Here is a 24,550-nt window from a genome sequence, read left to right as displayed (position 1 = left end):
ATCACTTTAATATTATATGTCGGATACTGAAGATAAGACAAACAAACAAACAACACGTCGTGATTTTATGGTTCTAACGGCTAGTAGTGTTGCAGCAGTTGGGGCTGTGTGTACGCTTTGGCCTCTCGTTGATTCCTTAAACCCTTCTGCAGACGTGCTTGCTTCATCATCAATTGAGGTTAATCTATCAAATATTGCGGTAGGGCAAACAGTTACGGTTAAATGGCAAGGTAAACCTGTTTTTATCACTAACCGTACTCCTGATAAAATAGCTTCAGCAAGAGCTGTAAAGATGTCGGAGTTGATTGATCCTGAAACAGATGAAGCACGTGTGAAAGCAGGTCATGATAATTGGCTTGTAACGATCGGGATCTGTACTCATCTAGGTTGTGTGCCGCTTGCGGATCAAGGTGAATATGATGGATGGTTCTGTCCGTGCCATGGTTCACAATATGATTCTTCAGGTAGGGTTAGAAGAGGTCCTGCTCCTTTAAATTTAGCAGTGCCGCCTTATAGTTTTATTAGCGACAAAAAAATTAGAATCGGGTAGTTATTTATGAATGAAGATATTAACCCTAAAAAGCCTAATGCTACTAGAGTTCTTGCCAAATTAGCTTATAGAGGAGAATTTGCAGGAAACACGGAACACAGCACCGCAGCGTACAAAAGCGTACGTGAGGATGCGAGTACTGGATTGATGCACACATTACCTCTAGCATTAGAGTTTGGGAAGAACTCTATTATTGAGTGGATAGATTATCGCCTACCGATTTTCTCTTTTCTAAAGCATTTTAGTCATTATCAAACTCCAAAAAATCTTAGCTATTTGTGGAATTTAGGCTCTATTACCGGTATTGCGTTAGTAATTCAGATCATTACTGGTGTAGTGCTTGCTATGCACTATACGCCGCATGTTGATCATGCTTTCGATAGTGTTGAGAGAATCATGCGTAATGTTAATTACGGCTGGTTACTGCGTTATACTCATGCGGTAGGTGCATCGATGTTTTTTGCTGCTGTATACTTACACATAGCAAGAGGTTTGTATTACGGCTCTTATAAAGCTCCTAGGGAACTGCTTTGGCATATCGGTATTATTATTTTTCTCACCATGATGGCTACTGCCTTTATGGGTTATGTGCTTCCTTGGGGGCAGATGAGCTACTGGGGTGCTACGGTAATTACTAATTTATTCTCGGCTATTCCGCTAATAGGGGAATCCATAGTTACGTGGTTATGGGGTGGTTTTTCCGTTGATAATCCAACACTAAATAGATTCTTCTCGCTGCATTATTTATTGCCGTTTATTATTGTTGCTCTTGTGATACTGCATTTAATAGCTCTGCATCAGCATGGTTCAAATAACCCAAAAGGTATAGATGTTAAAAGCCCTAAAGATACTATTCCGTTCCACCCTTATTATACCGTAAAGGATTTTGTCGGTTTCGGAGTTTATTTCATAATATTTACCTATTTTATTTTTTACGAACCGAATTATTTAGGACATCCCGATAATTACGTTCCGGCAAATCCGTTAGTTACGCCTGCCCATATTGTCCCTGAATGGTATTTTCTACCGTTTTATGCGATCCTTAGAGCCGTACCGTCTAAGCTTGGTGGAGTGTTATTAATGTTCGGCAGTATATTCGTGTTATTCTTACTACCGTGGCTTGATACTTCAAAAGTCAGAAGTAGCAATTATAGACCGATATATAGAATTGCTTTTTGGGTCTTTATGGCAGATTGTTTATTGCTTGGTTATTTAGGCGGGCAGCCGGCAGAAGAGCCGTATATTACAATTAGCCGCTTTGCTGCTTGTTATTACTTTTTCCATTTCTTAGTAGCCTTGCCGCTGATAGGTAGATATGAGAAGCCACTGCCGCTACCGGAGGAGTTGTAATACTGTTATGCTAATTGTCATTGCGAGGAGCGAAGCGACGCGGCAATCCAGAAAAATAATAAAAAATGCTATAAATTAGCATTTTTTACTGGATTGCTTCGTCAATTATTTCGTAATTTTGCTTGCAATGACGGCTTGGATATCCACGCAGATAATGCTATGCAGTAATGACATCATCACTAAGATATAAAAAAAATTTATGAAAACAAAACTACTTATCTCTATCATCATACTACTAACTTCGTGCTTAAGTTTAGCCAACGAAGAAGCATTACATCCAAAAAAGATGAAATGGTCGTTTGACGGCGTATTTGGCACAGTTAATCGTGAAGCAGCACAAAGAGGTTTTCAGGTCTATAAAGAAGTTTGTAGTGTTTGCCACGGTTTAAACAATCTATATTACCGTAATCTTAAAGATCTCGGCTTTTCAGATGATGAAATAAAAGAGATTGCCAAGGGCTATACGATAAAAGACGGACCTAATGATGAGGGTGAGATGTTTGACCGTCCCGCTCTTCCATCTGATCGTTTTGTACCTCCTTACCCTAATGAGCAAGCAGCAAGGGCAGCTAATAACGGAGCACATCCGCCTGATTTATCGCTGATAATAAAAGCACGTCATGACGGAGCTAATTATATATATTCGCTGCTTACTGGTTATACCGAACCGCCGGCAGATTTTAAGCTAATGCAAGGGGCTCATTATAATCCGTATTTCCCTAGCGAGCAAATAGCAATGCCGCCGCCGCTTACAGATGGGCAGGTAACCTATATAGACGGTACTAACGCAAGCGTAGAGCAGATGTCGCATGATGTTGCAGTATTTCTACAATGGGCAGCTGAGCCGGAAATGGAACATCGTAAATCTATGGGTCTTAAAGTTATGATGTTTTTGGTAGTGTTTACTATCTTTTTCTATATTGCTAAAAATCGCATTTGGTCTAATCTGAAGTAGTTATTTAGTGGATCAATTTTCCTATTATTGGCGTTATTGCATGGATCATTAAAAACATGTTCGATGTCATTCCTGTGAAAGCAGGAATCCAGTAATAATGGTCATACCGCGACTTGTGAGCTAGATCCAGTCGTTGTTAGTTTTTTCTGGACCCCGTGGTCAAGCTATGGGGTGACACCTAATGTGCTTTTGTCTGGATTCCTGCTTTTAGCTAAGAATGACATAGCCCATGCTGCCCTTTTCTTTCCTCTGTCTTAGTGCGGTAATTAATTTTTGCTATACTTATACTAAAATTTATAAAGATAGGTATTTATGATTACTTTACTTGCAGTAATAACAGGATTTATTAGTTCAATAATTCCTGAAATTTTAAAAATATACAGAGATATTAACGACAAAAAACACGAGATAAATATTTTAGATCGTCAAATTGCTAACAATAAACTAATTACAGATCTTACCATATCGCAAGAAATGTCAGAGCAATATTCTCTTTATTCAACATATAGATCGGGTGTAAGTTGGGTTGATGCTTTAAACGGTTCGGTAAGACCCGTGGAGGAGTTAACTATGTTCAATATAAATCGTTAAAAATTCTGCCCTGCTAGTTGAGTATTTAGATATATTATGGAGTATTGAAGACCAAACTATTTTTGCAGGGATTATTATCTTTTATTTTGGGCAGCGTACTTTTAGTAAATTATGGAGGTATAAGACTTGAATTTTAAATAGATAATGTTATATATTGGAATATATAACTAATAAATATAGAGATAGTACTATGTTAAAATATATTCCGGCTATAGGAGCTGTTATTTTATCTAGTAATATTGCAATAGCTAATAAGAATTATGATTCCAGTAGTGCAACGCCGCTGCGTCAGGTAGCAGATTTAATAGATAATCAAATTACAAATATTGATAATTTATTTAACAATAGGTTACCGCCTTATGAGTCTAATAGCATAAAAAGCAATTTTATTACTAAAGATAAGCAGTATATTATTATTATGGAAGTACCTGGCTTTGATACAAGTCAAATTAAGGTTAAAGTGAACGGCAATAAATTATTTATTACAGGGAATATAGAAGAAAAAAATAAAGCTGATTATTCAGATAATTATATGAATAAAAATTTTAATTATGTAATATCATTATATGAAGATGTAGATCAGACAAATATCTCTTCAAACCTTAAGAATGGAATACTTACTATTATTCTACCTCGTACTGAGATTAAAGAACAAGAAGCAAGAGAGATACCGATTAATTAATTAGCATTTAATTTTTCTGAAACAAAACCTTTCTCTATATAGTTAGGTAATTTGAGCAATTCTTGTTTTAAGTCGTTATAAGTGCAGGGAGTTTCAAATTTCCGGTCAACTAAAAAGATTATAGTTTGGTGTTATGAATAAAGAAGAAGTCAAAATTCGGTTTGTTATCAAAATACCTGTTAACACGCGGAAAATGATAAGTATGGGTAACAATTGCAATTTCGGTGTTATTTAAATCGATATTACCGTTTTCATGCTCTTTATATAGAGTTTTAAATTCTCCGCCTGTATTAACCTGCCCCTCAGGTAAAGTGAATATATAAAAATTTTCTTTTAGGTAATCGGTGATAATATTTTTATCAATAGATTCTTTTAGTAAGCGATTATCATAAGCTCCGCAATTAAATAAAATTATCGGTCCGCATTTTTGTAATTTTTCATATGTTAAGTTAGATATTTGCTTATCAAGCTTTTTGGCAGCCACCGCTCTTGCAATGTCAATGCCCAGCCTCATCCTATTATATCCATCCTCTTTATCTACCGCTCCAATATTTTGAGCATCGGAATTGATAGGTAGTTTTGTATAAGAATGTCTTGCAGATAAAACCCACACATAGTTTATATTCTTATCTATTTCAGGATTTCCGGTTGCATAAATATTTTGTATTTCAGAGATAAAATTCTTACGGATTTTTTCATTAGTGGGATCAAATTCTAGATTATTACGATCGCTTACTATTTATTATACGTGTCTTTTATAATTGATCTTGCTAAATCACAGACTGTAATTCAGGTAAAGTATTAGAAAAGTTATTTATACCTTGCTCTGCCATTTCATGTAAATTACTTTTAATTTGCAAAGATAATACATTCCTTGACCAACCATTTTCAATGGTTTGTTGTGCATACTAAAATATTTTTTAGTTTTGAAAAAATAACAATATTATGCCCCTAAGGAAATTCTCCAACAGCCTGTTGGAGAATTTGTTCATCGTTATATTCTTCAGCAAATTGCCTCATATAAGAAATATTTTGATATGATAATCCTTTCATTTTAGAAAATTCTTTACACAAATCATCAGAAATATTTTGAATAACTTTTACCCCCCATTTCTCTTTATTCTGATGTTCTAAAATTAGTTTTCCTATATTCCAATAAAGAACTATTAATTCTTTATTAACTTGCTAAATGGGCTCTAATACTAGCCTTACTGATTTCTTGTTTTAAATTTTTAATTAAGTCAGTATATGATTCATTAATTGAAATATTGCTCATTGATTGTAACTACCTCTTACCACCCGCATTCATAGCGAGGTTTGCTGAGACGAATTCTTCAAGGTCACCGTCAAGCACTCCTTTAGTGTCAGAAGTTTCGTAATTGGTGCGTAAATCTTTCACCATTTGGTAAGGCTGTAGGACGTATGATCTAATTTGATATCCCCAGCTATTATCGGTTTTAGCAGCATTCTGCTCGTTAACACTGTCTGTACGTTTTTGCATTTCAAGCTCATAGAGTTTTGCTTGAAGCATCTTCATAGCTTGAGCTTTATTTTTATGTTGCGATCTATCGCTTTGACATTGTGTTACCGTACCAGTCGGTATATGGGTGATACGTACGGCAGAATCGGTAGTATTAACGTGCTGTCCGCCTGCTCCCGATGCTCTAAAAGTATCGATTCTTAAATCTTTATCCTCGATAGTAATTGCTATATTATTGTCAATTTCAGGGTATACCCAGCTACTTGCAAAGCTAGTCATTCTTTTACCTGCAGCATTAAACGGGGAAATACGTACCAGCCTATGAACGCCTGCTTCGGTTTTAAACCAGCCGTAAGCCCGCTTGCCTATTATCCTAATCGTGCATGATTTAATGCCTACTTCTTCGCCATTAATCACATTGATTATTTCGGTTTTAAAGCCGAGTCTTTCTGCAAAACGCAAATACATACGCATCATAATAGATGCCCAGTCGTGGCTTTCAGTTCCTCCTGCACCGGCATTAATCTCTAAAAAGCAGTTATTACCGTCCGCTTCACCTGAAAATAAACATTCGGTTTCAAATTTGGCAGCAATGATGCTTAAATTTTTTAAGTCCTGTTCAATTTGTGACAGTGTTTCTAAATCGTTTTCGGCTTCAGCCATTGCTTCAAGTTCTAAAGCATCTTTTAAATTGGATTTGAGTTTATTAAAAGCATTTAGCTTTTCTTCTAGATTACTTTTTTCTTGCAGTAATGTTTGTGCGTTAGCCTGATCGTTCCATAAACTTGGATCGGCTGTTAATTCTTCTAGTTCTCTTAGTCTTTCAGTTGATGCTTCAACGTCAAAGTGACCTCCAAAGTAGTGCTAAAGATTGCTCAATTTTTTTTACGTCATTTTCTATTTCGGCTCTCATTATTTTTTCCTGTTATAAATTTCGATTTTGCTATATATTATCGTGGTTTAGTGTTATACCGTGGCTTGATCACGGTATCTTGTATCACAGCTTGTGTCCTGAGATCCCGCGATCAAGTCGTGGGATGACACCGCTCCAATAAACAAACGCAAATTATATCACAATAATTATGAATAATCAAAAATATATACGGAACTTTGCAATAATTGCCCATATCGATCATGGTAAATCTACGTTAGCTGATAGGTTAATTGAGCGTTGCGGCGGGCTTCAGGCTAGAGAAATGAGCCAGCAAGTGCTAGATTCGATGGATATCGAAAAAGAGCGAGGTATAACTATTAAAGCACAAACCGTGCGGCTTATATATAAAGCTAAAGACGGTAATACCTATTATTTGAATCTAATGGACACTCCTGGGCATGTCGATTTTGCTTATGAGGTCAGTAGGTCGCTTGCTGCTTGCGAAGGCTCGTTGTTGGTAGTTGATAGTACGCAAGGAGTAGAAGCCCAAACGCTTGCTAATGTTTATCAAGCAATTGAGCATGATCATGAAATTGTACCGGTGCTTAACAAGATTGATTTGCCAGCGTCAGAACCTGAGCAGGTTAAGCAGCAAATAGAGGATATAATCGGAATTGATGCAAGTGAAGCTGTGCTAATCTCTGCCAAAAGCGGTATAGGAATTGATTTAGTTCTAGAAGCAATAGTCAATAAATTACCTCAACCAAAAGAAAGTAGCACGGATATCTTAAAAGCGTTACTTGTCGATAGTTGGTACGATCCTTATCTCGGGGTGGTTATTTTAGTACGTATTATTGATGGGACTTTACGTAAAAACATGCAGATTAAAATGATGGCGACAAATTCTGTTTATACCGTTGAGAATGTCGGCTTTTTTACTCCGAAAAAACATATTTCAGATGTTTTATATGCAGGTGAAATCGGTTTTTTTACTGCTTCTATAAAGCAAGTAGCGGATTGTAAAGTCGGGGATACTATCACTGACGAGAAGAAACCTTGTGAGCAAGCACTTCCCGGCTTTAAGCCGAACCTACCTGTAGTGTTTTGCGGGCTTTATCCGACAGATAGTTCAGAGTTTGAACATCTAAAGGATTCGCTAGCTAAATTACGTCTTAATGATGCTAGTTTTGAGTATGAAATGGAAAACTCTTCAGCTCTTGGAGTAGGTTTTAGGTGCGGTTTTTTAGGGCTATTACATTTAGAGATAATCCAAGAACGTTTAAGTAGGGAATTCGATTTAGATTTAATCACTACTGCTCCAAGCGTGGTATATAAAATTCATATGAGGTATAGTGAGAGCTTGGAGATTCATAACCCCGCAGATTTGCCTGATTTGCAAAAAATCGAATCGATGGAAGAACCATGGATTAAGGCAACTATAATGGTGCCTGATGAGTTTTTAGGTACAGTATTATCGCTTTGTACGGAAAAAAGAGGGGTGCAACTTGATCATAGCTATATAGCGAATAGAGCTAAAATAGTTTATAAATTACCGCTAAATGAGATAGTTTACGATTTTTACGATCGTTTAAAAAGCTGCTCTAAAGGTTATGCAAGTTTTGAATGGCAAATAGATGTTTATAAACCTTCTGAGCTTGTTAAGCTTGGTATCCTGGTTAACGGCGAGGTAGTTGATGCATTATCGACAATCGTACACCGCTCACGTGCCGAGCAAAGGGGTAGGATGCTATGCGTAAGGTTAAAGGATTTAATACCAAGACAGCAGATCGATATAGCCATTCAGGCAAGTATTGGTAGCCGTATTATTGCTCGTGAGACTATTAAAGCCCTACGTAAAGATGTTTTATCAAAATGTTACGGCGGTGATATAAGCCGTAAACGTAAACTACTTGAGAAGCAAAAAGCAGGTAAAAAGAGAATGAGACAGTACGGTAATATAGAAATTCCGCAATCTGCATTTATCGCCGCTTTAAAAATAGGTGATGAATAGACGAAAACTCTATTTTTATAGGTAATTTGTACGTCGCTCTGTACTCGAATGCTCATGTACATTTGAGTACTTTGCAGTTCGAGGTGACGTGTCTCTGGAGGAATTCCTCTCTAAATCCTCGTTTTTGAAGAGGTAATAAACTTTTTTATTTTGTATAAAGAAAACGCTAGACGTTATAGAAAAGATTTGTTATAAGAAGTTATCTAAAATTTTTTAGATATTTTCACTTATTCCTCGGTAGCTCAGTGGTAGAGCAAACGGCTGTTAACCGTTCGGTCGCTGGTTCGAGTCCGGCCCGGGGAGCCATTCCTCGATTTTCGACAAATTTACGAATGAATCAAACGGCAAATGCAGCATAAAGTTAAGCTTTGCGCCTGTTAATTTAATTGTCGAAAACACAGTTGGTACAGCACAATTTATTTGGGAGAGCTATAGTAAAGAGTCAGGGTCCAGCTATTTAAACGGCTACAAAGTCGGTATAACTAACCAAATGCCGGTGGATACGTTGTTATTCGGTAATTTTGCTGATTTAATTATCGGACAATGGGGCGTATTAGACGTACTAGTTGACCCTTATGCTCTTGGCACAAGTGGCGGCATAAGAATAAAACTTATGCAAGATATCGACATTGCCATCAGACACCATGAATCCTTTGCGGTTGCTAAGAAATAACTAACTTGCTATTCTAGTTACTTCCATTGTACGAATATGATTTTTAATATGAGGCCATTCGTTACGCTGGGTTAATTTTACATCATATCTTGCTTGTAAATTGATCCATAACTGAGCTGAAGTTTGAAAATATTGCCCGAGTCTCAGTGCCATATCAGCCGTAAGGGTTCGTTTGCCATGCACTATAGCGTGAATACGGCTAGGCAGTATCAATATCACGAGCTAAATTTAAATTTGTTTGTGCTTTCTCATAGCCGAGCATAAATTCTTTATAAAAAATTAAATTGTAAAGAAATATATACTGTTTAAAATAAAAGTCAATAGGAATTTTCGCTTTATACGATAAATAAGAAAGTGAAGTGCAACTTATTATTAATTTATGTTATCAATTTTATCAATATAATTGAACTAGTTTAAAGTGGTATGTCCGTGTACCTGAGCATTCATAACAAGTCCAAAGCCTATTAGCATGGATGCGATCATTGTTCCGCCGTAAGAAATAAACGGTAAAGGTACACCTACTACAGGAAGCAAGCCCATAACCATAGCTATATTAATAAATACGTGACTAAATAAAATCGAAGTAATACCTATTACAATTAATTTACTAAAAATCTCTCGGCAATTTGCGGCAATGAATAAAGAAATAGTTATAAGTGCAAAATATAATATTAATAAAAATATTCCTCCTATAAAGCCGCACTCTTCGGCAAAGGTAGCAAAGATAAAGTCTGTTTGATGTGCGGGAAGAAAATCTAAATGACTTTGACTGCCCTGATTTAAACCTCGTCCAAATAGGCTACCTGAACCTATAGCGATTTTAGACTGAATAATATTATAACTAGCACCGAGCGGATCATGTTCTGGATCTAAGAAAACCATCACTCGTTTTTTTTGATAATCATACATCATATTCCAAGCAATAGGCAGGCTAATAAGAGCAGTAAGAGCTATTATTATAAAATATTTTATTCTAAAACCTGCAGCAAAAAATATCATTGCCGAAACAATTAAAACAATCATTCCCGTACCTAAATCAGGTTCTCTAATTATTAGAAAAGCCGGTATTAAAACTCCTATAATTGGTATGATAACTTTATGGAATTTTGTTAGATCATCAATTGTTAGTGAATGGAAATACCTCGCAAGCATTAGTACAACGGCAATTTTTATCGGTTCGGAAGGCTGAAGCTTAACGATACCGATATCGATCCATCTTTTTCCGCCCATGGCAGTTGAGCCAAAAAGCTCCACGGCTACTAGTAAAGCGAGTACACAAAAATAAAAGATATACGATAACCTAAATATTATTCGCAAATCAATTAATGCAATAATAATGGCTAAAGGCAAGAATATACAAAAATTTATAATTTGTTTGTAAGCCCAAGGCTGCAAATTGCTATTCGCTGCAGAATAAAGTACAATGAAACCAATACAGCAAATTAAGCTGATTAGTAAAATTAAAGTGAGTGGTAATTTTTGTAATTGTTCTAGATAATTTTTATTCATTGTTTTTTATATTTATTCTGTCATACCGTGGCTTGACCACGGTATCCAGTCTTGTTTAATTTTTTTTTGGATCCCGCGATCAAGTCGCAGGATGACAATAAAATCTTTAAACCTCCACATCAAAGATCTTAAAAATAAATACTAATTCGTCAGTTATCTCTTTCAAATAATCAAAGCGACCGGCGGAACCTTTATGCCCTGTATCCATATTTATTTTTAATAATAAAGGATTATTGTCCGTTTTTAGATCTCGTAATTTTGCTACCCATTTAGCCGGTTCCCAGTAACCGACTCGAGGATCTGATATACCGCAAGTAATGAATAGAGCAGGGTAGTTTTGTACTTTTACATTATCATAAGGGGAATATGATTTAATATATTCAAAATATTCTTGCTCTTTCGGATTACCCCATTCATTATATTCCAAGAGAGTTAGTGGTAAGCTTTCATCAAGCATGGTACTCAAAACATCAACAAATGGTACATGAGCGACTGCCGCTCTATAAATTTCCGGTTTTTCGTTTAGTACGTAACCGATTAACATACCGCCGGCACTACCGCCCATTATTACTATATTGTTGTTACGTGTATATTTTTCTTTAATTAAAGCTCTACTACAAGCTATAAAATCTTCAAAGGTTCTTTTTTTAGTTAAAAACTTAGCTGCTTCATACCAATCATGACCTAAATCGTCGCCGCCTCTAATATGCACAACCGCATAAATAAAACCACGATTTGCAAGCGTTACTGCCATGTTGCTAAAATTAACAGGCATGCTAATCCCGTAAGCTCCGTAACCCATTAAATATAAAGGATTTGAGCCATCTTTTTTAAATAAAGATTTTTTATAAAACAAGGTGATAGGTACTTTTACATCTTCATTATCTGCAAATATTCTCTCTACTTTATATCCTTTCGGATTAAATCCTGAAGGTATTTCTTGGGTCTTTAATATCACTAATGTATTGTTATCAAAATCGTAGCTATAAGTGGTATTTGGTATTGCTAGAGAAGAGTAGTCTACTCTGATATCGTCTTCCTCAAAGTTTGTAGAAAAACTATTTGCTTGGAAACTTTCGTCATGAAAGTGAATTGTTTTTTCTTGTAAATCGTTAAATTGCTTTATTTTAATTAGCGGTAAACCTTGGTCACGATAATTTAAGATTAAATAATTATTTGTAATATCAAAGCTTTTTAAATATTTGTCCTGTTCTTCTTGAATATAAATATCATCCCAGCTAGTATTTTCAAAATTATTTATCGGCAGTTTTACAGCATGGAAATTTTTAGCTTTATAATTAGTTTTAATATAAAAATAACCGCCATTATGTTCTATGTCATAGAATATTTTATTTTCTGCGGCTCGTACTAATTTAGGCGTAAAACTATCATCCTGCATAGAAATTACGTAAATTTCATTTTCATTATGATCGCCTGAATTTATAAAAATATATTCATGACTTGCTGATTTCTTGCAGCTGATAAAATGAAGAGGGTTTTTTACCTCGAATATTAATTTGTCCTGAGTAACATCTGCCCCTAAACGATGGAACATTACCTTATCCCAGCGTTGATTCTCATTAATAGTAATATAGAAAAAGCCGTTTAGTTGTTCATGCCAAATCACAGTAGGAGCAACATCCTGTACTTCATCAGGTAAGTATTTTTGCTCTTTAAGATTGTATATTTTGATATTGTATTGCTCATTACCCGTAAAATCAACGCTATAAGACATTAAATTTTGATCAGGTGACATTGCAAGCTTAGCAACATCGGTAAAACCACCGTTTGAAGCAAGAAGGTTAACATCTAATATTACTTCTTCTTCTGCTTCCATACTATTATGCTTCCGGCAATATATAGGATAATTTTTGTTCCATTCTACTCTATGGTAATAGAAATAATCTTTTTTCTTAACATATACCGATTCATCGTCTAATTTGACTCGTCCTCTTAATTCTTCAAAAATCTTTTCCTTATCCTTTTGTAGATCGGCAAAGAAATTTTCGGTATATTTATTCTCGGCTTTTAAGTAATTTAAAATTTTAGAGTCTGCTACATTTGGCCATTTAGGATCACGCAGCCATTGATAATCATCGTTTATTGTTTGTCCGTGGGCTTCAAAGCTGTAATTTTGTTTATTTGCGATGGGTGGTTTCATATTTTTTATTTTTTTGAGTGTCATACCGTGTGGTCAAGCCATAGTATGACAGAGTGTTAAAATCAAACTAATTAATAGAAATAATACAATAAATATAGCAGTTTGCTGATTATGCCAAGCAGATATTTTGCTTGAAATATTATTCCAAATAACCTTAAAATTAAGATATTCTTCTCCATCTTCGTTACTGTCTGTTGTGTCTTTATATTTATCGATACTGAAATAGATAAGTTTTTCGATATATTGGTATAAGTCAAGATTGATATTTTCTGTTGAAATGCGTGGTATTTTTCTAAATATTAAAGCCAATAATATTGAGATTGCAAGGATAACTAGTTTAAAATTAGCAGTATGTGATATTTGAACAGGGTAGAATAAACATACAGATAAAGTTATGATGCACGAGGAGAGGTAGGTTATTGGTATCATACCGCGACTTGATCGCGATATCCATAAATATTTATTATTATTGTTTATTTTTTTGCTGGATACCACGACTTGATCACGGTATGACAAATTGTATAAACTCTCCATCAACAACCCAAATAACACGGTACAAGTTGCTATCTTGGAAAATATAATAATATTATTTGTATCTAAAAGATTGGCAATCCCGTCTTTGATATAAGAAGAATTAATAGGCAGTATAGATGTATATATTAATATGCTAACTACAAACCCGCCTAATAAAATAAAATTAATTTGAGTATTCTGAAGATCTTGGTAATTTTTAATACTGTATTCATCTTCTATATAAGTAAAATATAAAGCAAATAACCCATTATATAGTATATGTATGAATATAAAACTTGTAATAAGATAAGCTGTGTTTGGAGAATTTATACTAATAGCTGCTAATATAAAACCAAGCTGTGAAACTGTCAGATAGCATATTAATCGTTTAAGGTTTTTCTCAATTAGAGACAATACTAACCCGTAAATAATCATTAATATTCCAAAAAACTTAAGTATCTCAAGACCGCTAAATAATTTTAAAATGATAATTAAAGTAACTTTAGTAGTAAAACTAATTAAATATACAACACCGCTACTTGAAGCTGCAGGATAGCAATTAACCACCCAACCGTTTACAAAGATAATCGAAGCATTGATCAAACAACCTGCAAGTATAAATACCGCCGGTAACTCAAAATTATTTACTGATCCCGTTAAAGAAGTAAAAGCAATATTACCTGTTGTTTGGATTAGAAGAGTCATACCGATTAAGATTAGCCCACTGCTGAATAAATGAGTGAGAAAATATTGACGAGCCGGTTTTATCTTGAATTGGTCACAAAAAACAATTATGCAGGCAAAAACCGTCATGAATTCAAGCGAGATTATCATAGAAATAAAATCAGCCGCAAATACGCATATAATAGAGGATAAACAGTATAAACTACCTATTAGCGTCTCAAATTTTCTATTTTGGGAAATTGTATAAAGATTTAAGATAGCAGTGACAATTAGAAATGCTAAGGCTATTAGCTGATTTTGTTGGTTAAAATCAAACGTAAGCTCAAAATTAGTAAGCGGAAATGTAAATCTGGTATTTTGAATAAACATTTTAATCTTTAAAAGAAACTGTTAAAACCTCTATTCCTTGAATCCTTTAAAGTCTTTTACATTTAGAGTTAATAAAGGATAACCATGCGTTATTGCCGTTGTAGCAATTAGCATGTCATTAGTATCGATAGTTATCTTTGCTTTACGTAAATTGTCTATAATTTTTTCATATATACGGGCTTCTTCAGTCTTAAAATGTAATATTATCAGTGAATTGATTATATATTCGATAAAAACTAAACGTTTAATACGTCTATTTTCATTATCGGCTCTATCTGCACCTATTAATAATTCCGTTAAAGTAATAGGACTAATATAGCATTGTTCATATTCTTCTAGTACCTTATAGGCTAATCTACCTCTCTCTAAATCCACTAATATAGAGGTATCAATCACTACTTCCATGTATCATTTCTTTTAAAATCATATTTTTGACGTGCTTCATACACGACTTTTTTAAATTGTGCGGCATCATCAGGGTCTAATATAGGTGCATGCTTAAAAAACTCTTTTAACGTTTTGTGTGGTTTGTCAGCTGTATGTACAGGCGTAATTCTTGCTACGATATGGTTCCCTTTTTGAACATCAAAAATCTCACCTTTATAGTAAACTCTGTTCATAATATCTGAAAAAGATCGTACAAATTCTGTTGCTCTAATAATTTGTGCCATATTTATCCTCAAAAAATTGCATATTATATGATTATATGTAAATACATAAATTATGTAAATACATATTTATGTAATGTAAGCTAAAAATTCTCTAATTAAGATTTGAATAAAATAGAAAAGAGTTACAACACAGCAGCAAATTATTATACTGATTTGCATAGAGTAGGGGAGTGGTTTTGTTACACTAGATTCTACCAAAGAAGGTTTATAAATAGAGCTTAATATTTTGAGAAGGTAAAGGCTTGAGAATATACTACTAGATATTACGACAATCATAACGATAATTTGATTTTGTTCGCTTGCGGCAAGTAAGATTGAGAATTTGCTAATAAATCCGCTAAAGATAGGCATACCGATTAACGATAATGAAGAGATAAATATAACAAAAGAAATTAAAGGCAATTCTTTGGATGTACCATGTAAATTCTGTATTTGATTGGTTTTCTTTAAACTGTAAATACTTCCCATACTATAAAATAAGCAGATTTTGGTAAAAGAATGTGAAACTAAATGTAGTATTGCGGCTCCAAGTGCCTTAGGTGTGAGCATGAAAGCACTAAGTAAGGCAAGGCTTAATTGATTCATAGTGGAGTAGGCGAGTATTTTTTTAATATTATCCGTGCCTAGTGCTTTGAGTGAGCTGTAAAATATGCTGACTATCGGTATGAAAATTAACCAGTTAAACTCGGCAAATATCATTTGTAAATACGATAAACCGAATATATATAATAGGATTTTGTAAATACAAAATAATCCGGTTTTTACCACTATTACAGCATGCAGTAAGCTACTAACGGGGTAATGTGCAACCATTGCGGCAGGAAGCCATGAATGCACCGGAAAAATTGCAGTTTTGGCAATACCGAAAATAAACATTAATAATAAAATAATTGACTGGTTTTTGGAAAAATAATTTTCTATTAAGCTGCCGCTTGCAAAATCCCCATTACCGGTTTTAGTATAAATAATTATCACTGCCGGTAAAAATAATATTGTGGCAGAAATCATTAGAATTTTTATATATTTATATAACCCGCTAAGTATTATGTTATTTCTAGTGTGTCCTATTAAAAAAGCTGTAGAAATAGTTAAAAGCTCGTAGCAAATAAACATTGTGAATAAATTGCTAGATAAAGTAATTAAAACACCGATTAGAATAGTTAAGTTAAAGAAAAATAAGAATCTCGAAGAGTGTTCTATATTATTAACAGCAAGATATTTTGGAGTATAAAGTAAAGCACAAATCCATAAAAAGCCTATTAAGCTCAAGAATATAAGCCCTGAGGGTTCAAGATGAAATCCTATAGAGTAATTACTGAATATATTAAATTCAAAGCCTGCTCTAATACCTTTTAAAAACAACCAGTCTATAATTAAAATATTACCGAAGAAAAAAATAGCGATAGTAATAAGCAAAAAATTACGTATAAAACTATCTTTTTTAGTGGCATACGGACTGGTTAAGTTTAATGCACCAACTAGCAAAGTTGATAGAATCAAAAGACTCGGAGTAGTAAATTGTGTAATCATGTTTTTCCTTGTTACCTAGTTTGCTTGACCTTATAGTATCGGACAGTTTTAAAAAGCCCCGTCATTGCGAGGAAAAACTGTAAGTTTTGACAAAGCAATCCAGTAAAAAATTCTGTAAATCAGAATTTTTATTGTTGTTCTGGATTGCCGCAGCCACTTTGTGGTGTCGCAATGACGGCCTCTAGTATCCACTCAACAACGTCTCCTCGCAATGACGAGTGATTTTTCATAATGTCAAAGGTTAATTAATTCTTCCAAAAAGTAACTTTCACCATTTTATAATGATAAAATAGTGATCCTACGGAGCTGAGTAAGATTATAACAAAATCTAATAATAGTTTTTGTCTAAATAATAATTCGAGAATATTTATTTTGATAAAAAATAATGGGCTGATAGGTAAGCCGCAGCTGCAAATAATAATAATGATGGTTAAAACTTTGTTAGAATTCTTTTTATAGCTTTCATTATAAGCATCTATCAAGAAAAGAGCTATTTTATTTATACTGTCTGCAAGTAATAAACTTGGTAAAATTATTATACCGCCCTCAGTAACATATAATAGAAATACATAACCTATTTGAGTGAAACATGAATAAATTATAATATTCTTGAAGTCTTCTGCTTGGTAAGCAAAATACGGAGCTATAATAAGAGTAGCGAAAGCAATAGGTTTTATAAAATTTGTAATAGAAGTTTTAATCGTCTCATAGCCTATAATAATATAAGTAAATTTGTATATTATATATATTCCTATTATAGTAGAAATCCCTGCTAAATACACTAAAATAACTGAAGACGTGTTATTATAAGCTCTCATCATCCAAAAGTGCATAGGGAAAAAAGCAGTTTTTAAAATAGCTCCTGTTAAGAAAAAACCAATAGCTATAGTGATTATGCGGGCATTAGTATGTTCCTGTAAATAAGCTGCAACATCATACATATTTAAGCTACCCGTAATGCTTAGTAAGAATCCTATGGCTATAAGAATAAGAGTTGCACTAATACTACCCATTATCAAGTAGTCAAAAGCTCCGATTAAAGATTTTGGATTATTACCTGAGGCTATCAATATATAGCTACTAAGTGCCGAAATTTCTATAAACACATATAAATTAAAGAAATCATTAGTAGCAATCATTCCTAAATAGCCCGTATGAGCGAATAATAATATACCGTAAAATAAAGATTTTCTATTATTGTTGATATATTTTAAGATTGTTCTATTAGTAATCTTATAACAAAAAACTAAAAAGAATAATAAAACCAAGTTAAGATAAATAATAATCGCTTGGTTTAGTGAATTTAGCCGATATTCTATTCCTATTTTTGAAGTCCATTCTCCCATAGTGTAAGATAGTTCCGTATTTTGTACAGTACTATATCCATAAACACTGACCACAAGGCTAGATAAAATGCAAATCGTAGTAATTACTCGTGCAAAGGTCATAAAGCGAAAAGATATTATTGAGAGTAAAGCCCCAAATAAAGGGAATAATATTTGTATGATAGGGAAATGGTTAGCTAGGATCATTTATCAAAATTAATTTCATTTTCTGATATTGTACCAAAATGTTTATAAATTTGATATATTAAACTTAAAGCTACGCTAAGAGTAGCAAACCCAACTACTATAGCAGTTAGCATTAATACATGAGGCAAAGGGCTAGTATAGGTAGTCAGCCCATCTTGTAAAATAGGTACACCGCCTGTTTTAATTTTTCCGATACTTAAATAAAATACTAATACCGAACTTTGAAAAATTCCAAGCCCGATAATTTTATGAATATAATTACGGCTTGTAAGCATTATAAATAAGCCGCTAGTTAGTAAAATCAAAGTAAGAAAGTATATTAAATGTGACATAATTATATTGTTATTGTATAAGAAAAGCATTGTTACATGAATCAGTTTCATCATCATTGAAAGAAGAAATTGTAAGTTTCGACGAAGCAATCCAGTAAAAAATTTTTTAATTATTTTCTGGATTGCCACGTCGCTTCGCTCCTCGCAATGACGTTGGTAGACATTAATATACTTTGAAAGACTGATTAAATACACATGTGACTTTTTTACCCTTACGTATAGCGAGCTTAGGAAAGACTTGTTCAAGTATCACCATATTAGGATTATCTTGAGCAAGGCGATAATTTACTAAAGATTCTCGAAGTGAATCATCTACAGCAAAAATACCAGAAATTTCAGCGTTTTTATCTCTAAATTGTAGATAAGTAAATTCGCCGTCGTCAAAAATTTTAATAGGAGCTATTTCTTCGCTGCCGCTAATATAGTAATTAAAGTTATATTTTTCAGGATGAGTAAGATCGGGACTGGCTAGGGAAGCAGAAAAAGTTTGCATATGACCGCTCATATTGTCATTTTCGTCATCCGGATAAAGAAATTTTACGTTAAAGACCATTTCAGGATCACGCATATCAAGAGTTTCGGCGGCATATAGTTCAAAGAAATAAGTCCGTTTATTAGTAATTAAAGTCATATTAGTAGTAGCATCCGGTTCCATCGGTTTAATAAAAATCCTATGACCGGCAGGTACTATTTGCCATGAAGTAGTATCTCCCATAGAAATACTGACTATTTCCTCGTCTCTTGCTAGTTCTATACTTGCTTGATAGCCGTAATATCCTGTGAATTTGAAAACATCGTCAGGGTTATAAGTCATAACTCTTAGACGCGGGTCTCGACCTAGAGGTCGTGATATAGTAAGAGCAAATACATCTAATGTCAGTATTATAAAAGTACAAAATATTATTAGTTGCTTCATATTATTTCTGATTTTTATTCCTTAATAACTTTAGCTTGTAACTAGTAACGGTAAAATTGAAGGGCATATCAGGTGATGTACTTGTACTGATAGAACCCATTATAAATCCGATTCTTGCTTCCCATACCATATTTTCTAAAATTTCACCTGTACTATTTTGGGCTAATGATTCAAAAGTAACAACTGCCTCGGTATCGTTTATATTGTTAATTGATAATATATTAATTGAGCGTCTATATAGTTTTTGATATCTTATGACCGGTGATAATGAGTTATCAATATTCATAAAATTAGCAAATTGCATATAAACAATACTCGTAGAAGCATTTTTGATAAAGGTAAATTGTTCTTTTAATATATCGTAATTGTATTTTTCTCGTTGTTTTACATAATTCTGAAGCATAATATTTGCAACAGAGATATAAGGATTGGCGAGTGTTGAATGTTTAGTATTAGTAACGGTAGCTTGTTTTTCGGCATCATTTTTTATTAAATAACTTATTTTTTCGTTTATTGGTAACAATATGTTGATATTTATACAAATTAAGGTTAATAATAAGGTAAAAATCGTGCATATTAAAAGCAGAAGACTTCTATGACTTAATGGTGAGATATACTTAAAATTATACCATTTTCTTGCATCAATAAAATATTCGCCAGATTTTATATATTCTTGTATTGCGTTGGTTAATGGGTCCATAATTACTAGATTAATATCTAATTTATTCTGTTTTAACTCTATCATAATGATTATAATATGATTTGTTAATTTAATGTTATTTAAGCTATAAAATAAGTTTATATTGTTGCTACAATACCAAAGATTGTTTAACTTTAAAATTAAAATAAATAAATTATAAATTAAAATTATACAATAACAATTATTGATGGTAGTTATTATGCTATACTCGTCCCACTTGAAAAATTGGCGACAATGTCTTTATTAATAAGTCCGTAGGTAGCCACGTATTAAGATACGCTCTGCTCCCAAGTTGAACTTCGTATAACTACTCTTTATTTACTTCAGAGTATAATAGTTTACAATCTTTTTAATATTTTTTATATTTATAAATAGATTTTTTCAAAAAATGCTTGTGAACTATTGTATAGTAAGGTAATTTTAAAATAGTAACAAGAGAATTTAATAATGTATAATTAGAATGTTAAAATCATTAAAGTTTCTATTAGTATTAACTATGCTTGCTCAACTGCTGTCATGTACCCCTTCAGCTCCTTATGAAATTAAAAGCCCGTGCGTTTCTGCTGATATAGATGATGGATCGAGTTTAAGCGTAAATCCTTGTATAAGAAGACCAGTTAATTCAGTAAATATAGCATAAAAGTAATAGTTTTATACAATAACAATGTAATAATAAAAATACCTTTGATATGAATAATATATTTGGCTTCTTTAAATCAAGTAACAACTCGAAAAGCGCTTCAGGAGATACACAAAATCAAGCAAGTATTAAATCGGCTAATCCTTTAAAAATTACTCAGAATTGGTATGAAGAGCGATCTGATAAGTTAATTGTTCAACGTAACTTACTTATCATATTAGTAATACTACTAACCATTTTTATGGTTGTATCGACTTTAGTAATAGCATTTGTAGTAAAATCTAAACAGTTTGACCCTTTTGTTATTCAGCTTAATAGTAATACGGGGCGTGCTTCGGTGGTAGAACCTATTTCATCACCGGTATTAATGGCGGATGAGTCTCTTACAAGGTATTTTATAAAGAAATACATAACGGCACGGGAAACATATAATCCGGTTGATTTTACGACGATAGCTCGTACGATAATAAGATTATTTTCAACAAGTGGTGTTTATTATAATTATCTTGGCTATATAAGAAATAAAGATTTTGATCCTACGATAAAATATAAAGAAGATAATACTACATTTTTAGTAATAAAATCATGGTCAAAAATCGCAGCAGATAAATATATAGTTAGATTTTCCGTAAATGAAACATCAGGAAGCCAATTAGTTTATAATAAAATAGCGGTAGTAAGTTATGCTTATGTGCCTATGCAATTAACAGATTCAGAACTTGACATAAATCCGGTAGGGTTCCAAGTGAACGGATATAGGGTAGACGATGACAATAGTTAGATTTTATTTTTTAGTTTTTGTATTATTAAGCGGTTTTACAGTACAACGAGAATGTCCGCTTGTAGATGATCTATGTAATAATAGTAGCAATAATTATATAGATGATTTATCTATAACTAAAGATAATAGGATAAAAACTTATATATATAATCCAAATGAAGTTTATTTATTAGTGTTGCATTTTGGCTTTCAATCGCATATAGAATTTGCTAAAAATGAAGAAATCCAAAATATAATTCTTGGGGATGCTTATGCTTGGAAAATAACTCCTTTGGCAAATAGATTATTTATTAAGCCTCTTGAAAAAGATATTCGTACAAATATGACTATTATAACTAATAAAAGAACATATGAATTTGATATCGCGTCTACGGAACTTATGATGGGTAACGAAAGGGATTTAGTATATGTAATTAAATTTTACTATCCTAAGAAAAATAGTAATTACATGGTAAGGTTTTAATCGATGTTATGGCTGTGTGGGTGGGACTTGTCCGCACTGCTCGTTTTATGTCATTCCCGCCTACGCGGGTAATGACAATAAAAACACTTTAACTAATATAATTTAGATATGGCTGAAGAGCAAAATAATAATGATAATAATAATACCGGTTCTTTATCAGGAGCAGATGCTCCTGAAGTACAAAGAGAATTATCAAAAGTTTCGGTTAGCTTTAATAAGAGTGTTGCGATAGTAGTCGTAATTTGCGGTATTTTTATATATATTTTTTATACTCTTTTTTTCGCTACTAAAAAAGAAGAAATACCAGAGACTCAAGTGCCGACTAATATTGTAAAACCTGTTACTGATGTTGATGATAATATTCCGGAGATTCCAAAGTTACCTGATCCGCCTAAGCTTGAGACGCCTACTGCTCCTCCACCACCTCCTCCTCCGGTAGTAGAAGTTCCGCCGGTCTTACCTTCTACTACTTCTGTAGAAGAGAATAAAGACAAAACGCTTCCATTGCCACCGGTTTCGTTGCCTTCCACTTCAGGAACGTTAGTTGAGAGTGATGCAGAGAAGCAACGTCGTGAAGCAAAAAGAAAATCAGCTATAGTGTTAGTTGGTGGTGTAGAGCCTAAAAAAACACCGGAACAGATTACGGCAGAAGCGACCTTTAAAGATCGTGGTGATATGTCTTTGATTCTCGGACGCGGTAAATTAATTGATGCAGTACTTGAGACGGCCATAAATAGTGATCTCGGCGGTGAAATAAGAGCCATTATTAGTAGAGACGTATTTTCTGAGAAAGATAAAGTTATATTGATACCAAAAGGGTCAAAAATATTCGGTAAATATGCAACCTCAACTGCGTCAGACAGTTACGGTAGAGTTTCTATAATATGGGATAGAATCGATTTAACTAACGGTTATACTATAGAATTCGACTCACCTGCAGTTGATCATTTAGGTAGACCAGGACTACAAGGGAGAGTTGATAATAAATATAAAGAACAATTTGCAAATGCCGTATTACAATCCGGCTTTAATATAGGTCTTGCTAAAGTTCTTGATAAGTTAGTGCCGCCTCCTATAAAGTCGCAGGCAGCAGCTACCAATAGTGCTACGGCAACGCAATTGTTAAATACTGCTCAAACTATTGCGTCTAATACCGCTATGGATGCAAATACTAGGATAGTTACAATTTGTACTAATATACTTGCTGCTATTACCGATAAAACTTCGACTGCTTATACTACTATGACTCAAGCATGTACAACAGCACAGACTGCTTCTTCAGCGAGTACTGCTGAGCAGAGACTTCAAACCTTAGTACAGGCAGTTAATACGGCGGCTTCAAGTTTGCTTACTACTACCTCTATAGCATCAACTCCGACGCAAGCACAACAAGCTTCCACTCAAGCTTTTACGAATGTGACGAATGTTGTACAAAATATGATAACTCAGCAGCAGTTTAAGCCGACGACAACGGTTAATCAAGGTACGCCGGTTAGAATATACGTTAATAAGGATTATAAATTCCCAAAAGCCGTTTTATTAAAATCGCAGGTAATGAAATGAATGAAGAATTTGCAGCCTTAGAGACGTTTTTACTTCCTTTTAAAAATTTATTTGCTGAAGATGGTATTAACGAGATTATGGTTAATAAGCCTGGAGAAGCATGGGTTGAAAAAAAAGGCGATATATATTCTAAGCAAATACCGGAATTGGATAGTGAGCATCTACTTTCATTAGGGCGTTTAGTCGCTCAATCTACCGAACAGATGATTTCGGAAGAAAAGCCTTTACTTTCTGCAACTTTGCCGAACGGTTACCGTATTCAAATAGTATTCCCTCCTGCTTGTGAGATAGGACAAATCATTTATTCTATAAGAAAGCCTAGCGGTATGAATCTAACTTTAGATGAGTACGCTAAAATGGGGGTATTTGATGATACTGCAACAGAGAGTTTAGTAGATGAAGATGCAGTAATTTTAAATAACTTCTTAGCTGCAAAAAAGATTAAAGAATTTATTAGACATGCAGTTGTTTCAAAGAAAAATATCATAATTAGTGGTGGTACTTCAACCGGTAAAACTACTTTTACTAATGCGGCACTTACTGCAATACCTGCAAGAGAAAGATTAATTACTGTAGAAGATGCTCGTGAGGTTGTGCTATCAAGCCATCCTAACAGAGTGCATTTACTTGCTTCCAAAGGAGGACAGGGGCGTGCAAATGTTACTACTCAAGATTTAATAGAGGCGTGTTTGCGTTTAAGACCGGATAGAATTATAGTAGGTGAACTTCGAGGTAAGGAAGCTTTTAGTTTTTTGCGTGCTATTAATACAGGTCACCCCGGTTCAATATCAACACTGCATGCCGATAGCCCTGCTATGGCTATTGAGCAGTTAAAGCTTATGGTGATGCAAGCAGATCTTGGTATGCCGCCTGAAGAAGTAAAGAAGTATATTTTAACCGTTGTAGATATCGTGGTGCAGTTAAAACGCGGTAGCGGTGGGAAAAGATATGTTTCGGAAGTGTATTATAAGAAGAATAAGAACGCTGAAGGTATGGTGTAGCGTACTTACTGTCATCCTG

25 protein-coding genes, 1 tRNA gene and 2 pseudogenes are annotated in these 24,550 nt (G+C 33.7%); 13 read left to right on the top strand and 15 right to left on the bottom strand.

Annotation, left to right across the window (positions count from 1 at the left end; genetic code table 11):
* The first annotated feature begins 16 nt into the window (after nt 1-16).
* The 5 genes from petA to ACKTSD_RS06255 all read left to right on the top strand — a co-directional run bounded on the left by petA (nt 17) and on the right by ACKTSD_RS06255 (nt 4,128).
* Nucleotides 17-550 carry a ubiquinol-cytochrome c reductase iron-sulfur subunit gene (gene petA / locus ACKTSD_RS06275; RefSeq protein ID WP_412708477.1) on the top strand — a complete coding sequence of 178 codons (534 nt, stop codon included), beginning with the start codon at nt 17-19 and terminating at the stop codon, nt 548-550.
* Between the two features lie 147 nt (nt 551-697).
* Nucleotides 698-1,900 carry a cytochrome b gene (locus ACKTSD_RS06270; RefSeq protein ID WP_456237202.1) on the top strand — a complete coding sequence of 401 codons (1,203 nt, stop codon included), beginning with the start codon at nt 698-700 and terminating at the stop codon, nt 1,898-1,900.
* Between the two features lie 199 nt (nt 1,901-2,099).
* On the top strand, nt 2,100-2,855 hold the full coding sequence (locus tag ACKTSD_RS06265) for a cytochrome c1 (RefSeq protein ID WP_412708475.1): 756 nt from the start codon (nt 2,100-2,102) through the stop codon (nt 2,853-2,855).
* 312 nt (nt 2,856-3,167) lie between these two features.
* Complete coding sequence (locus ACKTSD_RS06260) at nt 3,168-3,446, top strand: hypothetical protein (protein WP_412708474.1); 279 nt, start codon at nt 3,168-3,170, stop codon at nt 3,444-3,446.
* Between the two features lie 190 nt (nt 3,447-3,636).
* Nucleotides 3,637-4,128, top strand: a complete 492-nt coding sequence (locus tag ACKTSD_RS06255; protein ID WP_412708473.1) for an Hsp20/alpha crystallin family protein — start codon at nt 3,637-3,639, stop codon at nt 4,126-4,128.
* Nucleotides 4,129-4,359: 231 nt separating this feature from the next.
* Here the strand turns inward: ACKTSD_RS06255 and ACKTSD_RS06250 are convergent.
* The 4 genes and pseudogenes from ACKTSD_RS06250 to prfB all read right to left on the bottom strand — a co-directional run bounded on the left by ACKTSD_RS06250 (nt 4,360) and on the right by prfB (nt 6,521).
* Nucleotides 4,360-4,543 (bottom strand): annotated as a pseudogene (locus ACKTSD_RS06250) (hypothetical protein).
* Between the two features lie 326 nt (nt 4,544-4,869).
* Nucleotides 4,870-5,021 (bottom strand): annotated as a pseudogene (locus ACKTSD_RS06245) (PDDEXK nuclease domain-containing protein); the annotation flags it as partial.
* A 58-nt stretch (nt 5,022-5,079) separates the two neighbouring features.
* Nucleotides 5,080-5,265, bottom strand: coding sequence for a DUF1016 N-terminal domain-containing protein (locus ACKTSD_RS06240; RefSeq protein ID WP_412708567.1), 186 nt, complete (start codon nt 5,263-5,265; stop codon nt 5,080-5,082).
* A 148-nt stretch (nt 5,266-5,413) separates the two neighbouring features.
* Nucleotides 5,414-6,521, bottom strand: a protein-coding gene (gene prfB / locus ACKTSD_RS06235; protein WP_412708472.1) for a peptide chain release factor 2 whose coding sequence is annotated in 2 segments (ribosomal slippage) — nt 5,414-6,451 and nt 6,453-6,521 — 1,107 coding nt in all. Because the reading frame shifts where the segments join, the coding sequence is not laid out codon by codon here.
* Nucleotides 6,522-6,690: 169 nt separating this feature from the next.
* On the opposite strand from prfB, the gene lepA reads away from it, so the two are divergent.
* From lepA to ACKTSD_RS06220, 3 genes are all read left to right on the top strand, one after another.
* A complete protein-coding gene (gene lepA, locus ACKTSD_RS06230) occupies nt 6,691-8,493 on the top strand; it encodes a translation elongation factor 4 (protein ID WP_412708471.1) in 1,803 nt (600 codons plus the stop codon).
* Between the two features lie 231 nt (nt 8,494-8,724).
* Nucleotides 8,725-8,799, top strand: a tRNA-Asn gene (locus ACKTSD_RS06225).
* 7 nt (nt 8,800-8,806) lie between these two features.
* Nucleotides 8,807-9,166, top strand: a complete 360-nt coding sequence (locus ACKTSD_RS06220; RefSeq protein WP_412708566.1) for a phage major capsid family protein — start codon at nt 8,807-8,809, stop codon at nt 9,164-9,166.
* On the opposite strand, the gene ACKTSD_RS06215 is transcribed toward ACKTSD_RS06220, so the two are convergent.
* The 11 genes from ACKTSD_RS06215 to ACKTSD_RS06165 all read right to left on the bottom strand — a co-directional run bounded on the left by ACKTSD_RS06215 (nt 9,167) and on the right by ACKTSD_RS06165 (nt 20,083).
* On the bottom strand, nt 9,167-9,319 hold the full coding sequence (locus tag ACKTSD_RS06215) for a helix-turn-helix transcriptional regulator (RefSeq protein ID WP_412708470.1): 153 nt from the start codon (nt 9,317-9,319) through the stop codon (nt 9,167-9,169). It lies immediately after the preceding gene.
* A 255-nt stretch (nt 9,320-9,574) separates the two neighbouring features.
* Nucleotides 9,575-10,675, bottom strand: a complete 1,101-nt coding sequence (gene rodA / locus ACKTSD_RS06210) for a rod shape-determining protein RodA (protein ID WP_412708469.1) — start codon at nt 10,673-10,675, stop codon at nt 9,575-9,577.
* Between the two features lie 106 nt (nt 10,676-10,781).
* On the bottom strand, nt 10,782-12,836 hold the full coding sequence (locus ACKTSD_RS06205) for a S9 family peptidase (protein ID WP_412708468.1): 2,055 nt from the start codon (nt 12,834-12,836) through the stop codon (nt 10,782-10,784).
* A gap of 33 nt (nt 12,837-12,869) precedes the next feature.
* Entirely contained in the window at nt 12,870-14,402 is a 1,533-nt protein-coding gene (locus ACKTSD_RS06200) for a proton-conducting transporter transmembrane domain-containing protein (RefSeq protein WP_412708467.1), read from the bottom strand.
* A 30-nt stretch (nt 14,403-14,432) separates the two neighbouring features.
* Nucleotides 14,433-14,807, bottom strand: a complete 375-nt coding sequence (locus ACKTSD_RS06195; protein WP_412708466.1) for a PIN domain-containing protein — start codon at nt 14,805-14,807, stop codon at nt 14,433-14,435.
* A complete protein-coding gene (locus ACKTSD_RS06190; protein ID WP_412708465.1) occupies nt 14,798-15,073 on the bottom strand; it encodes an antitoxin in 276 nt (91 codons plus the stop codon). Before ACKTSD_RS06190 ends, ACKTSD_RS06195 begins: the two co-directional genes overlap by 10 nt.
* Nucleotides 15,074-15,139: 66 nt before the next feature.
* Nucleotides 15,140-16,603 (bottom strand): proton-conducting transporter transmembrane domain-containing protein, encoded by a 1,464-nt coding sequence (locus tag ACKTSD_RS06185; RefSeq protein ID WP_412708464.1) that lies wholly within the window; start codon nt 16,601-16,603, stop codon nt 15,140-15,142.
* A 245-nt stretch (nt 16,604-16,848) separates the two neighbouring features.
* On the bottom strand, nt 16,849-18,135 hold the full coding sequence (locus ACKTSD_RS06180) for a proton-conducting transporter transmembrane domain-containing protein (protein ID WP_412708463.1): 1,287 nt from the start codon (nt 18,133-18,135) through the stop codon (nt 16,849-16,851).
* Nucleotides 18,132-18,467, bottom strand: coding sequence for a Na+/H+ antiporter subunit C (locus ACKTSD_RS06175; RefSeq protein WP_039594911.1), 336 nt, complete (start codon nt 18,465-18,467; stop codon nt 18,132-18,134). Before ACKTSD_RS06175 ends, ACKTSD_RS06180 begins: the two co-directional genes overlap by 4 nt.
* Before the next feature lie 163 nt (nt 18,468-18,630).
* On the bottom strand, nt 18,631-19,383 hold the full coding sequence (gene virB9, locus ACKTSD_RS06170; protein WP_412708462.1) for a P-type conjugative transfer protein VirB9: 753 nt from the start codon (nt 19,381-19,383) through the stop codon (nt 18,631-18,633).
* A 1-nt stretch (nt 19,384) separates the two neighbouring features.
* Complete coding sequence (locus ACKTSD_RS06165) at nt 19,385-20,083, bottom strand: VirB8 family type IV secretion system protein (protein ID WP_412708565.1); 699 nt, start codon at nt 20,081-20,083, stop codon at nt 19,385-19,387.
* Between the two features lie 460 nt (nt 20,084-20,543).
* On the opposite strand from ACKTSD_RS06165, the gene ACKTSD_RS06160 reads away from it, so the two are divergent.
* From ACKTSD_RS06160 to virB11, 5 genes are all read left to right on the top strand, one after another.
* The gene (locus tag ACKTSD_RS06160) at nt 20,544-20,723 is read left to right on the top strand and encodes a DUF2706 domain-containing protein (RefSeq protein WP_412708461.1); all 180 of its coding nucleotides are present in this window, start codon (nt 20,544-20,546) and stop codon (nt 20,721-20,723) included.
* A 49-nt stretch (nt 20,724-20,772) separates the two neighbouring features.
* The gene (locus tag ACKTSD_RS06155; RefSeq protein ID WP_412708460.1) at nt 20,773-21,504 is read left to right on the top strand and encodes a VirB8 family type IV secretion system protein; all 732 of its coding nucleotides are present in this window, start codon (nt 20,773-20,775) and stop codon (nt 21,502-21,504) included.
* On the top strand, nt 21,491-21,967 hold the full coding sequence (locus ACKTSD_RS06150) for a TrbG/VirB9 family P-type conjugative transfer protein (protein WP_412708459.1): 477 nt from the start codon (nt 21,491-21,493) through the stop codon (nt 21,965-21,967). The genes ACKTSD_RS06155 and ACKTSD_RS06150 overlap by 14 nt, the downstream gene beginning before the upstream one ends.
* 108 nt (nt 21,968-22,075) lie before the next feature.
* The gene (locus ACKTSD_RS06145) at nt 22,076-23,530 is read left to right on the top strand and encodes a TraB/TrbI/VirB10 family type IV secretion system protein (protein WP_412708458.1); all 1,455 of its coding nucleotides are present in this window, start codon (nt 22,076-22,078) and stop codon (nt 23,528-23,530) included.
* Nucleotides 23,527-24,531 (top strand): P-type DNA transfer ATPase VirB11, encoded by a 1,005-nt coding sequence (gene virB11 / locus ACKTSD_RS06140; protein WP_412708457.1) that lies wholly within the window; start codon nt 23,527-23,529, stop codon nt 24,529-24,531. Before ACKTSD_RS06145 ends, virB11 begins: the two co-directional genes overlap by 4 nt.
* Nucleotides 24,532-24,550 lie beyond the last annotated feature (19 nt).

The organism is Candidatus Rickettsia kedanie (assembly GCF_045865205.1).
In the GTDB taxonomy this organism is placed as follows: Bacteria; Pseudomonadota; Alphaproteobacteria; order Rickettsiales; family Rickettsiaceae; genus Rickettsia; species Rickettsia australis.
This window is presented reverse-complemented; position numbering and strand designations above follow the sequence as displayed.